The sequence below is a fragment of the Chryseobacterium hagamense genome, assembly GCF_007991455.1.
GTDB classification, from domain to species: Bacteria; Bacteroidota; Bacteroidia; order Flavobacteriales; family Weeksellaceae; genus Chryseobacterium; species Chryseobacterium hagamense.
Genome location: NZ_BJYJ01000039.1, coordinates 1 through 13,093, shown reverse-complemented (window position 1 = coordinate 13,093; position 13,093 = coordinate 1). Strand labels below are relative to the sequence as shown.

Below are 13,093 nucleotides of genomic sequence, written 5' to 3'. Positions count from 1 at the left end.
ATAAAATAAAGCTTCGCAAGAAGCTTTATTTGTTTTTATACAGCTCCTCCCGGATCTCCACCAGTATTTTGGTGGTTTTTGCCGTGTCCGGAAATTCAGGAAGGGCAGAAACCGAATGATAATGTTCAATCGAGCGGATCAGATCTTCAGCTTTCTTCATCACGGCTTCGTACGGACGGTTACCGGCTTTGATATCCAGCAGTTCGTCCCGGTTGTCCACCCGGATGTTGAGGGAACCGGTCTTAAAGATCTGTTCGCAGGACTGCAGCAGGCGGATGGTGTGCATCATATTCTTGCTGTCGTAATTCTGCCCGTGGTTCCGGTTTACGTTGTAGCGGTCTTCGTTCCGCTCCGAAACCCACTTCCAGTATTCCCGGTAATCTTTGCAGTAAGTAGAGTAGGCATCCAGATTGCAGAACAGGTAGGCCAGGGGCTTTTCCCCTTTCGGAACCGATGAAACGGAAACCTGGTTGGCTTCCTCATGCCGGATGATCCCTTTGTACCCCAAATCTCCCGATGCGTCATAAAACAGCGCAAACATGCCTTTCGTATGTTCGATGCTTACCAGCCCGCATTTCTCCTGGGCAAGACCCCGTTGCCCGCCGTCCGAAAATTCTCGCAGCCACTTCTTTAACGGCACCGAGCCCTGGTCCTGCAAAACATAGCAGAAATCCATCACCGATTTCCTCTCCTTGTCCATCGGGTTCAGGATCTTTTTGTTTAGTCCTTTCGCCTTTCTGATCTGCGAAACGGCATACCCTGCAAACGTATCCTTGCAGAGCTTCGACAGGAAATCTTCCGGTTTCAGCAGATCCATCAGCGGGTGTTTCTGAAGAATACAGTCTTCCGGACTCGCCAGGACTTCCAGGATGTTCGGATTGTTTTTCTGCAGCAACTCCACAAGCCTGCCGATCTCGTAATAGGTAATATCATTGGTTTCATTGGACACCTGCGGTACATAATTAAGCCCGAAAAAGTCTTCTTTCGGCAGATAATACACGCCCCGGATATCCGTATCCGAATTTTCCGTCGCCAATCCGAAAGCCCGGCTGCCGGAGATGGCTTCGAGGAGGATGAGGTTTTTGGTTTTTAGGTTTTGGATGGTCATTTATGTCGCTAAAACTTTAATCCTTTTTAAATATCTATTGTAGATAGGTTTTAATTCTTTTATATCACGTTGATTTGATAGCCAATTTAAAATATCATTCTTTTCTCTAAAATCTTTTGTTGTATTTTTATTATATAAGTCAAAAATTTGAATTGCTACACTTCTTGTGATTCCTGAAGAAATTAATTGAATGATTAAAGGTTCTTTTGTACCCAATTCTAACATAGTTGGTAGACTCATAGTTAGTTTATATTCTTCTTTCTGTTCATCGGTAAAGATTTCATTAAGTATATCCACCAACACTTTTACATATTTAGGTAATAAATATGTTGTGATAGTAGAATTATATCTTATAGTATCATTTATTACTCTATTTATATCTTCCAAATTTTCTGGATCTATCTTATTATAATTATTTCGTCCTGACAAATATTCAATATTTTGTTTAATAATTTGGCCTATCGGTGCTCCACTAAGCCATCTTTTTGCTTGCAAACTAGTTGAAGTGGCGCTTAGCCATTTTTGATTATATTTTTTAAAACCTTCATCAAACATATTAAATATTTCATCCAATTTCCCAAGTAAATTCACTAATTGCCAATAAAATGGTCTATCATAGATTGGTAAAGTTTCAATTTTTTCAGGATCTAAAAACTTAGCAAAATTACTGGTTTTACTTAGAACCCATTCTCTTATATCATCTGATTTTATTTTAGTATATAATTGATTTTGCAAAAGTGGGTCAATAGACGGATTTTTTATTAAAACATTAGGGGGAACATCAATTGCATTTAAATTATCTTTTAAATATCCCATTGCAATACTAATCTCCTCATCAGTAAATTTTTTATTTTTTAGATATTTTAAAGCATAATCCTCTCCCTTTAAATATTTATGTTTTAAAAAAATAGATATTTGTTGAGCCTTCTTAGTCTCTATATCACTTCCTTTTTCAATCTTACTGGTTGGAATATTTAAATCATGGACATCTAAAGAGTTTATCGCATTCGAAGAAAAAACTTCAATCTCTTTATCATATTCTGCATCGTAATAATCACTTGCTAATTGACTATCATTATTATTTTGGATATAATAAATACTCCCATAAAGTGAAGATTTTATTCTACCAGCTCTTCCAATTAAGTTACCAAATTCAAATTTTGTCAATGGTATATTTTTTTTCTTTGGTTGAAAAGTAAATAAATTATTTGCAGGTAAATTAATACCCTCTAATAATGTTGATGTGCAATAAATTGTAGAAATCTTTTCATTTGTATACAATTCTTCAATCTCTTTTCGAACAATATCAGGTAATGTACTATGATGATACGCTATTTTTTTCTTTAGACATTCTATTAAGTAATATTTTTTGTGAATATCTTCTTTGAGAAAATCTATTAGTTCCTTAACTTCCTTATCCAAATCATCATCTTCCTCAATAATGCTAGCATATATAACAGCCCAATGTTGAGCGTAATATCCGTCGTGTACAAAAACTATATTAGAATCTTTTGGAGCAATATACTTTACTAATTGAGCAACAGTTTCCCCTTTATTTTTATTTTTGAAATTATATTTAAAATCTTGAACAAATTTTTGATAAATACCACTTTCGTTTTGTATAACAACGTCAAATTTGCTTCCTTGATTATTTTTTAATGTAATCTTCAATTGAAAAACAGGAGAAAGTTTACTTTGGATTGTTGAACAATCTCTTTCAAAAATTTCGGTAAATGTTTTATTAGGATTAGTAATATTTGGTCCTGCAGAAATGAATTTTGCAGAAGGAAACTTTAAAGAAATTTCATTAAAAACATATTCAAAAATTAGGCCTCTACCTAACGCATCCTCTATACCTTGTACTTCATCAATAAAAATAAAATCAATTTTAATATCAATGTCTAATATTTTTATACACCTTTCTGGCGTTAAGATGTAAATTTCTTTATCAAAAACTTCATTTTCTTCTGTAACGGAAGATTTTACACGTACATCATCGGTTAATTCTGATTTAAACTCTTCACTAACCTGATTTATTAATGCTCTGGAAGGAACTATATATAAAGCTCTAAATTCATTTTTATTGAAAAATTCATTAATTAAATATTTCTTAATAATGAACGATTTACCAGAAGAAGTTGGAGCTGAAATAGCTATCTCCGATATATTATTAAGTCCTTCCCACAAATCTTTTTGAAAATCTGTAACTAAAAATGAATTATTTTCTAAGGAAATAATTTTTTTTTCTCTTTCAAACAATAATTCATAGCTTAAAAAATCACCGAAATTATATTCAGATTTTAGTTCTACAGGATTTTCATCTTGGTTAGAATATAGATTTTTTAAAAATCTTGTAGCGGTCAAATTTCCTAATCTTGAAAATAAAACATAACAAGCCTTTAGAATTTCAATATCGTCCTGATTATTTAAAAAAAGTAGTGAAGTAAATAATTGAGCTTTTCTTTTGTGAATATCATTATCACTATTAGATAAAATAGATGCTAACCAAATTGTTTTTTTTAACTCATTATGTTTGATTTCTATAGATTTTATAGAATCAAATGTACTTGAAAGTAATTTTAAGGTGTAATCAAAGATTACGTTATTCAAAGTTTTATGCTTAAAAGCTTGAAGAATTAAAGAATCATCACTCATATTAGATTGTCCATTGTATCGTTAAAATCAGAAATGCTGTTAGTAGGAATTAGAATAAAATCTAAAAAGACTTTTTCAAGCTCTGGAAATTCTTTGACTTTTTTTGAAATACTCTCGAGAGTTGCTTTTAATTTTGATTGAACTTGTGTATCAATTGAAGCATTTAATTCCGAATTGCTCAAAGCTTTTTTCATTAGTGTATTGTAGCTTTTAGTCTCATACATTATCAATATTGGATGGACAGCAATTTGACTTTTAAATAAGTCAGATGTTTGATCGAGTCTATCATACAATTCGTCTATGTCAGTTTTCTTGTCAACAACTTTTTCTATGTCTTTTTGAGCAATAAAAAACTCCAATGTTTTAAAATCGGCTTGAACTTTTGAATCATAAAATCTATTAATGGATTCTAAAGCATCTTTTTTTGCTCCTGAATAATCTTGCCAAACTTTTGATTCTCCAATAAGATATGCAATTTCAATATTTCCGTTTGGCAATTTATAATTCCCCATAAAAACTCCATCGCCACCTTTAATTTCATCGTGATAATTAGTAAGGTTAGTTATTTTATGTGCAATCATTTTACAATCTAAAATTGACTCAACAAGTCCAAATAAAAGTAGCTCTCCATATTTACCACTTTTAGAATCCGAACTCTTTTTTTTGAAAAAATTTTTTGCTTCTCTATACGTTCTATTATGAATTTTTATTTTTAGATCTAATAAATCAATGTCTAATGCTGTTGTAGAGCCGTTGAGAGTTTTATCTATCTCTCGTTTAATAACTTTATTTATTTCAATTTTAGATTTAAAATAGTATGGTAATATATCAAGTAAGGTATTTGCTAATGATATAGAATTGATAGTTGTGCCGGATGGTTTTATTGAGTATAACCTAACATTGAGTTTATCATTTATCTTTTCTGTATAATGATGATTAAGTTCCCTGTTAACCCAGTTTTTATCAATAGTAATTAGTTTACTAAAATCAATAGCCATATTTATTGAAATTTACTCTAATATATTAATAATTATGAATTTATAAAAAATATAATTTCATTTTAAGAATAAAATTGTAGAAAACTATTTTCAATATATTAATATTTCCTTAAAAATCCGCTCCATCTTATTCTTATCCGTATTCCCGCCGTTCAGGCCTTTTGCCTTTTCTTCCGAATCTTTGATCATGCTTTCCAGGAATCCGAAAAGTTCACGGTCGTTCGGATGGTAATACGATTCGCCTTTCGTGGCTTTTAAAGCGACTAAATTTTCTATTTTTTCCCGGGTAAAATCATCCGTTAATACCGTCAGTTCGCTGAAGAGCACCGGCGGAACGGTCCCTTTCTCCAGAACCCATTTCCCAGTCAGTGCCGTGCGGAGCAGGTAAAAATAAGATTTCAGCTTCACTTCATCGCCGCGGCAGGCTTCGAGGTATTTTTTGCTCATGCTCAGATAATGGTAAAAAACGGCTGCCTGGGAAAAGCATTCATCGGCCAATGGCTTGAACAGGTCATAAAATCTTTCATTCTTTACATAAACCACCGGGGAGTAAAACCAGCTGAGCAAAGCCGCATTCGACTTCAGCAGCAAATGGAACGTCTTCCGGAGGTCCCATCCGGAACCGTCCAGGTCATCTTCCGTCATAAATTCGACGGTTTCATCTTTGTCCCAGGGCGAGAGGTACCAGTCTTTTTCATGGCGGTAGATAAAACGGATGTCGTAATCGCTGTCGGGTGAGGCAAATCCCCACGCCCGGCTCCCGGATTCTACAGCCAGAAGAACTTCTATGCCGCGTCTTTCTTCTATTTCTTTTAGTTTTTCTAATATTTTCGGTGTCATTGTTTTTAATTTATGGTACAAAATAAAAGGTGGTGTGCGCAATGTTTTTACGCAGGCTGTATTTTATTTATTTTGCCGTCTTGGAAATATATTATCCGTTATAAATTTAACTTGAATTCGATAGTATCCAATGTGTTTTCAGCATTTAGAAAAAAAATAGGAAATGATCAGGGATTTTAAACAGAATAGGTATTAACAAGATCAGCCGATGCTTACCCTTAAAACACAAAAAATCCCGATTCAAAAGCTGAAAAGGGATTATTACACTAAGAATACATGAAAAGTACTCTGAAATCAAAAGTACAAAAATTTATCAATACACTCCAAGAGGATTATTTATGATAAAACCGGAGCAGCAAAAAACCAGTATTCATATCTGATGAAAAGAAATATGTCATAAATTTCATAAAATGACGTTCAATCAATTTACTATATTTAAGAAAGAAAATTAAGAGCCTGTTTAAATTTACCTTTTATATTTTAACATTAAGAATTTAAGGCATTTTAGCTTAAAAAATCAATATGTCGGTTGCCCGGCAATATTCAATTAAGTCAATTGAAATCATCGTATTAAAGTGAAGAATAAACAAAGTTTATTTAATTCAGAAAATTAAGAGAAATGACGGAAAGTTTGATGAATTAAAATTTTAAACAGGCTCTAAATATTCGCAATATAATTATGAATGTTTAAAATAAAAAGGGACGGGTCTACATTTTGTATGCTATAATCTGCCTGTGAACAAACACCAAAAGAATCATGCCGATAAATTTATTACCTCAGGACGGAGGCATGTTATACAAAGAGACCGATATGGCCCAGCTGTTTCCCGAGCCGTTGAATGCCATCACGGCTGTACTGTTTTTAGCCCTGGCCATTTTCTGAACGATTAAGCTGAAAAGCCGTTTTAAAGAAAATCCTTTTTTGACCTACTGCCTGGCTCTATTGTACATCGGGGCCATCGGCGGAACGGTGTATCATTCTTTCAGGCAATGGCCGGTATTCATTATGATGGACTGGCTGCCGATCATGCTGCTCTGCCTTTCTGCCGGATTCTATTTTGTCGCCCGGAGTACCCGTTGGTATTATGCGGTTCTGCTGGTCTTCCTTTATGGGATGCTCATGTTTGCTTTGAGAAACTGGATCCTGGCCGGCCATCCTTCTCTATTCATCAACGTCAATTATGCCATCATGGCTTCTTTTGTCCTGTTCTCGGTGTTGAGGTACCTGATCTTTACCCGTTGGAAAGCCGGAAAATGGGTAGGTTTCGCTTTGCTGTCCTTTGTTCTGGCCCTGATTTTCCGGATCGCCGATAAATGGGAATGGCTCCGCTTCGGGACCCATTTTTTATGGCATACGTTCGGGGCGATCGCGGCATTCTGTATGTTTCATTATATTTATCTGACGCGGGATCAGGTTGGAAAAGTATAGTTGATTTTTGTCTTACTGTGTGTTGTTTTCCGAAGTTTAAACTTACAAATTAAATCATTGCCTTAACTTGCTGTATAATTTGAAAAATCTGATAATATATCGTTGCTGATGTTAAACAACTGACTGAAAAAAGTTCATAATAAGTTTACGTTATGTGTAAACTTTTTTCAGTATATTTGTTAATCCATGTACGTATTAAATAAAATTACGGGTGAGAAACAGACGGCAACAATAACTAAAATTGATGCTACTGAAATTGCGCAAATTAATAAAACCAAGCGGTTTGATTTTAATTGGAACAGAGAAAAAAACTTTCATACTTATAAATTAACCGTAGAGGGCAAAGAAGAACCAATAGGGCTTATATCAATAGAAGAGCGTCCACAGGATTATGCTTTGGAGGTCAGGCTTCTGGCAGCCTCCAAAGAAAATGTTGGAAAATCGCAGAATTATAGTCGGATTGCAGGCTGTCTTATTGCCTTTTCATGCAGACAAGCATTTAAAAAAGGGTTTGGAGGGTATGTATGCTTAGAGCCAAAAACAAAGCTTGAAAGGCATTATATGCAACAATATGGCTTGCAGTCAACTAAAATGTATTTGATAACCGAAGGAGAAAATTCATTAAAATTAATTCAGGATTATTATGAAGACAAACAGGAAGGAAATTAAGGAAACGGATTTTTCAAAATTTACGAGTGAAGAACTGGCAGATGCTTTTGTCTTTCCTGCTGATCAGGTTTTGGATGCGAAAGAGAAAAAAGAGGAGGAAGACTTTTGGACAGCCCGCCGTAACCAATTCAATAACCGCACTCACAAACAAAAAATGTATTCAAGATTGTTACAGCTCAAGTTTCAATTGGAAGACTATATAAACAGCAGCCAATATCTGGAAGCTTTCAGTTTCGGATTTTTTTTAAATGAATATGTGAGCAGACAGGGCAAAAAAGATAAAGAGTTTGCTGTTGAGGTTGATGTTAAGCCAACTGTGCTTAGCCAATATATGAATGATCATCGAAAGCCGACTGATGAGTTCATCATCAGGCTTGAATTACATTCCAACGGAATGATTCCCGCAATAAGCTGGTTTAAAGTAGTTCAAAAAGATAAGGAACATGAGATCAGGACAAGTCAGAAAATAAGAGACGAAGAAAGCAAGCATGTTAAAAACAGACTTGGTTTTATCTATTAACTTCCAGTTTTAAGGGAAATGCTTTTAAAAGCCACATCAATCCGCTACATGAATCAGCCGTATGCTTCATAAGATCAGCCTGCTGATCCATCTTGGCTTCCTTAAACCTTGTGCGTCAGGAAATCATTCTTTGCGTCAAAATACGTTTTGGCTGAATCCGGATTTTACATTGCTACAATGACATCGGGTTGAAGCCCGATGCTATTGATACCGGATACCGGGAAAACCCACGATCCGCCGGACATAGTTGATGATGAGACCATGAATTTTCTCTTTTACTGCCGGAAAAAGAACGATTTACCTATATTTGCCCCGCAAAGCAAATTGAAATGTTCAAAAAAGGAATCACTGTACTTCTCCTTAGTTTTTTAACGGCTTTTTGTCCGGGCCAGCAGGTCCGGCCTTCCGGATCATCAGAAATTTACCGCGAACTCAAAACCCTGAAGCACCTGCCGAAAGTCCTGTACCTGGCGGCGCATCCGGATGATGAAAATACAGGCCTGCTCTCCTGGCTGGTCAACGACCAGAACCTGGAAACGGGCTACCTGTCTTTAACCAGAGGCGACGGCGGGCAGAATTTGCTGGGAACGGAGCAGGGAGCTGCTTTAGGCCTGATCAGGACGCATGAGCTTTTAGAGGCCAGAAAATTAGACGGTGCCCAACAGTTTTTTACCCGGGCGATCGATTTCGGGTTCTCCAAGAATACCACCGATACCTTTAAGCAATGGGATGAAAACAGCATTACCGCGGATGTGGTCTGGGTGATCCGTAAATTCCGTCCGGACGTGATCATCTGCCGTTTTCCGCCAACAGCGGCGGCGGGCCACGGGCAGCATGCAGCTTCGGCAGTCGTAGCGGAAAAAGCCTTTAAATTGGCCGGCGATAAAAACGCTTTCCCGGATCAGCTCAAATATGTCAATGTATGGCAACCGAAACGCTTATTGTGGAATACCTTCCGGTTCGGTTCGGTGAATACGACGGCTGAAAACCAGCTGAAGATCACGGTCGGGCAATACGATGCGCAGCTCGGAATGGGCTATGGCGAACTGGCCGGCTTAAGCAGGAGCTTACACAAAAGCCAGGGCGCAGGCACCCAGTCGGTGGCCGGAATCAAAACCGAATATTTTACCCACGTAGCCGGAGAGCCTGCCAAAAATAGCCTTCTGGATGGTGTCGTGAAAACCTGGACCTCCAAAGGAAATTCGGATATCGACCAGGCTTTAGATAAAATTATTTCCGCTTTCAATTTTAATAATCCGGACTGTAGTTTGCCGGCTCTGTTGGCTTTGCGGAAAAAGGTGATGGCATTGAAGGATCCTGAACTGAAGAAAGATAAAATCAAATCGCTGGACCGGATCATTCTGAGCTGTGCCGGGTTTATGGGCGAGGCAGTGACTAACCAGCCTGAAGCCGTTGCCGGAGACCCCTATAATTTCAAATTAAACCTGATTGCAAGAGCGGAAAATCCGGTGGTTCTGGAAAATGTAAAATGGCTGAACCAGTCGGAAAGTTTCAACAGGAAACTGTCTAAGGATTCCCTGGTTACTATTGAACACGGAATACAGATACCGGCGGATGCCGCCCTCACGGAACCATACTGGCTGGCCAGACCGGCTGTGAATGCGGCCACCTTCTCCGTTCCGAATGATACGTTAATCGGTTTGCCCGAAGCAGAATCCCCGTTGAATGTTCTGCTTGATTTAAAAATCGGTGGAGAAAAGTTTCAGGTGAAGCTTCCTTTATCTTTCAAGAAATTAGACCCGGTGCGCGGTGATGTGGTGGAAGCCCTCCGCATCGTTCCGGCTTTGGAACTGAAATTTACCCAACCGCTATATTTGGTTAAAGAAAACGAAGATTTGCAGGTAAGTGTAAACATCAAAGTCAATTCCAACAAAGCATTCGGCAACGGTAAGCTGAACCTGATGTACAACGGCGAACGTTTGGGCGGCGCGGAGGTCAGTTCGTTCAACGGAAAAGATATTACTGTCGACTGCGTTATCCCGAAAACCAAACTTGCTTCAATACTATCCAGCCGTTTGCAGTTGGATGCCGAATATGTTACAGACGGAATCATTTATAATAAAAAACAGGTATTGATCCAATATCCGCATCTGCCTTCCCTGCAATATTTTGCGCCGGCAACGGTGGCGGTGATAAAAGGCGATATTCAATCGACGGTCAAGAAAGTAGGCTACATCCAGGGAGCGGGTGATTTCATTCCCGAGTTCCTGCGCATCGCCGGGATCCAAGTGGATGTTTTAAAAGATGAAGATTTTTATGGCAATCCGGACGGCGGAAATGGCAGCCGGAACCAATTATCGCAATACGATGCCATCGTGCTGGGGATCCGGGCCAACAATACGGAGAAAAAGCTGGGCCGGTGGATGCCTTTTTTATGGGCGTATGTAAAAGCCGGAGGAAATCTGGTGATGCAATACAACACCAATCAGGACGCTACGGTGAGCCAGTTGGGCATATACAAATTCAACATTGCCAATAAACGGGTGACCGAAGAAAATGCGGCTGTTACCTTTTTAAATCCCAATCACAAGTTGCTGAACTTCCCGAATAAAATTACCGCCGATGATTTCAACGGCTGGGTGCAGGAGCGCGGGGCCTACTTCCCGGACCAATGGGATGCGGCTTACGAACCGCTTTTCGAAATGCACGACACCGGTGAAGAGCCGCTGCAGGGATCCACGCTGTATGCGAAATACGGAAAGGGGAATTTTATTTATACGCCTTTGGCCTTTTTCAGGCAGCTGCCTGCGGGCAATGCCGGAGCGGCGCGTTTGTTGATGAACTTTTTATCCGCACCAAAAAACTGATGGACAAACAATCTGCAAACTGGAACATCTGGTATTTGTTATTGGCCGTTGCGCTGATCGCCCAGATTATATTGTATTATTTATTCACTAAATTCTGGGCATGAGCAGTATCGATTGGGCCGTTCTCATTTTTACCCTGGTTGCCGTGGTGGTTTACGGCGTATGGATCGGCCGTGGCCAGAAAAGCAACGCCTCCTACCTGAAAGCGGACAGCAAGATGCCCTGGTACATCGTGCTTTTGGGGATTATGGCGACGCAGGCCAGTGCCATTACCTTTCTTTCGGCGCCGGGCCAGGCGTATACCGACGGGATGCGTTTCGTCCAGTACTACTTTGGCCTTCCGTTGGCAATGATCGTGATCTGCATCACCTTCATCCCGATTTTCCAACGGCTGAATGTCTACACCGCCTATGAATACCTGGAAAACCGTTTCGACAAAAAAACAAGGGTGCTCACTTCGCTGCTGTTTCTTTTTTCAAGGGGATTATCTACGGGGATCAGCATTTATGCGCCGAGTATTATCCTGGCGAGTGTTCTCAACTGGAATATTTATCTCACCAATATTTTAACGGGCGGCATCCTGCTGATTTATACCTACGTCGGCGGTGCCAAAGCCATTGCCCACACCCAAAAATTACAGTTCCTGATTATCCTGGGAACCATGGCTTTTGCCGGGTATCTGCTCATCCAGGATATGCCGGGCGGAATCGGATTCAAGGATGCGCTGTATCTCGCCGGGAAATCCGGAAAGCTGAATGTCATCACCACGGAATTCGACTGGAAAGACAAGTATAACCTCTGGAGCGGACTGATCGGCGGTTTTTTCCTGGCCCTTTCTTATTTCGGGACGGATCAGAGCCAGGTCGGAAGGTATATTACCGCGAAGGACAACACCAATGCGAAAATGGGCCTGCTGCTGAACGGATTGGTGAAGATCCCGATGCAGTTTGCCATTCTCCTGATCGGGGCGCTGCTTTTCGCCTTCTTTTCCCTGAAACCGGCTCCGGTGTATTTCAATGAACGCTCCTACCAGAACCTCAAGGACACCCAGCCTCAACAGGTGGCGGCATTTGAAAAAGAGCATCGGGATTTGCAGGCAAAGTTCAATGCAGAATCGAAAGAAATTTTAAAGCTGAAAGAAACCAACTCTCCACAGCTTACCCGGGCGGTTCAGGATTTTAAAGACACCCAAACGCAGGTCAAAGCGCTTCACGGAAGGGTAGAGGAGGCCATCAACCAATCCAACTCCAATGCGGAGAAAACCGATACCAATTATATTTTCCTGTATTTCGTAAAGAATACCTTACCGATTGGGATGACCGGTCTTTTGTTTGCCGTTATTTTCCTGGCCAGCTGGGGCTCCATTTCGGCTGCGCTGAATTCCCTGGCGGCCTGCTCGTTAAAAGACGTCCATCTGATCTTCAGCAAAGAAATGCCTGATGAGCAGACCGAACTGAAATACAGCCGGCTGCATACTTTGGCCTGGGGGATTTTCTCCATCGGCATCGCGATGTTTGCCACGCAGATGGGTTCCCTTATTGAAGCGGTGAATGTACTGGGCTCCCTGTTTTACGGTCCGATCCTGGGGATTTTCCTGGTTGCTTTTTACTTTAAAAAGATCAACGGGGCGAATGTATTTGTTTCGGCCATCTTATCGGAAATCATGGTGATTGCCGTCTACCAGTTCGATATCGTTTCCTTCCTCTGGCTGAACGTGATCGGGGCAGCGGCGGTCATCCTGTTTTCGGCCGTCGGATTATTGTTTAACAGGAGGTTTGTTAAATGAAACCACAAACCGAAGGTTCGACGAAATCAAAAGTCACAAAAGAAGCTTTGACACATAAGTCACATGAGATCGAAGAGACTCGTATTGCGCATATTTTAGAACACATTAGACTAAAAATCGAAGATTTTTTCAGGTATTCAGCTTAACTCAGGTTAAGGTGGCTGAGGCTCTCGAAGCCCCGGTTCTGACTGCTGATTATTAACCACAAAAATCACAAAAGAAGTTTTGACACATGAGTCACATAAGATTGAAGAGGCTCA

Annotated in this window: 10 protein-coding genes; 6 read left to right on the top strand and 4 right to left on the bottom strand. The window is 39.6% G+C overall.

Annotation, left to right across the window (positions count from 1 at the left end):
* Window positions 1-25 precede the first annotated feature (25 nt).
* The 4 genes from CHA01nite_RS18710 to CHA01nite_RS18695 all read right to left on the bottom strand — a co-directional run bounded on the left by CHA01nite_RS18710 (window position 26) and on the right by CHA01nite_RS18695 (window position 5,601).
* Window positions 26-1,108 carry a nucleotidyltransferase domain-containing protein gene (locus tag CHA01nite_RS18710; protein WP_146944219.1) on the bottom strand — a complete coding sequence of 361 codons (1,083 nt, stop codon included), beginning with the start codon at window positions 1,106-1,108 and terminating at the stop codon, window positions 26-28.
* Entirely contained in the window at window positions 1,109-3,718 is a 2,610-nt protein-coding gene (locus CHA01nite_RS18705; RefSeq protein WP_170234776.1) for a DEAD/DEAH box helicase, read from the bottom strand.
* Window positions 3,719-3,759: 41 nt separating this feature from the next.
* A complete protein-coding gene (locus tag CHA01nite_RS18700) occupies window positions 3,760-4,761 on the bottom strand; it encodes a Hachiman antiphage defense system protein HamA (protein ID WP_146944215.1) in 1,002 nt (333 codons plus the stop codon).
* Window positions 4,762-4,851: 90 nt separating this feature from the next.
* The gene (locus CHA01nite_RS18695) at window positions 4,852-5,601 is read right to left on the bottom strand and encodes a nucleotidyltransferase domain-containing protein (protein ID WP_146944213.1); all 750 of its coding nucleotides are present in this window, start codon (window positions 5,599-5,601) and stop codon (window positions 4,852-4,854) included.
* Between the two features lie 757 nt (window positions 5,602-6,358).
* Between CHA01nite_RS18695 and CHA01nite_RS20970 the strand changes: the two genes are divergently transcribed.
* The 6 genes from CHA01nite_RS20970 to CHA01nite_RS18670 all read left to right on the top strand — a co-directional run bounded on the left by CHA01nite_RS20970 (window position 6,359) and on the right by CHA01nite_RS18670 (window position 12,833).
* On the top strand, window positions 6,359-6,484 hold the full coding sequence (locus tag CHA01nite_RS20970; protein ID WP_262712154.1) for a hypothetical protein: 126 nt from the start codon (window positions 6,359-6,361) through the stop codon (window positions 6,482-6,484).
* A 39-nt stretch (window positions 6,485-6,523) separates the two neighbouring features.
* Complete coding sequence (locus tag CHA01nite_RS18690) at window positions 6,524-7,030, top strand: hypothetical protein (RefSeq protein WP_228458459.1); 507 nt, start codon at window positions 6,524-6,526, stop codon at window positions 7,028-7,030.
* A 186-nt stretch (window positions 7,031-7,216) separates the two neighbouring features.
* Complete coding sequence (locus CHA01nite_RS18685) at window positions 7,217-7,699, top strand: hypothetical protein (RefSeq protein WP_146944211.1); 483 nt, start codon at window positions 7,217-7,219, stop codon at window positions 7,697-7,699.
* A complete protein-coding gene (locus CHA01nite_RS18680; RefSeq protein WP_146944209.1) occupies window positions 7,674-8,219 on the top strand; it encodes a helix-turn-helix domain-containing protein in 546 nt (181 codons plus the stop codon). The genes CHA01nite_RS18685 and CHA01nite_RS18680 overlap by 26 nt, the downstream gene beginning before the upstream one ends.
* Before the next feature lie 329 nt (window positions 8,220-8,548).
* Window positions 8,549-11,047 carry a PIG-L family deacetylase gene (locus CHA01nite_RS18675; protein WP_146944207.1) on the top strand — a complete coding sequence of 833 codons (2,499 nt, stop codon included), beginning with the start codon at window positions 8,549-8,551 and terminating at the stop codon, window positions 11,045-11,047.
* A 100-nt stretch (window positions 11,048-11,147) separates the two neighbouring features.
* Window positions 11,148-12,833 (top strand): sodium:solute symporter family protein, encoded by a 1,686-nt coding sequence (locus CHA01nite_RS18670; RefSeq protein WP_146944205.1) that lies wholly within the window; start codon window positions 11,148-11,150, stop codon window positions 12,831-12,833.
* Window positions 12,834-13,093: the final 260 nt, after the last annotated feature.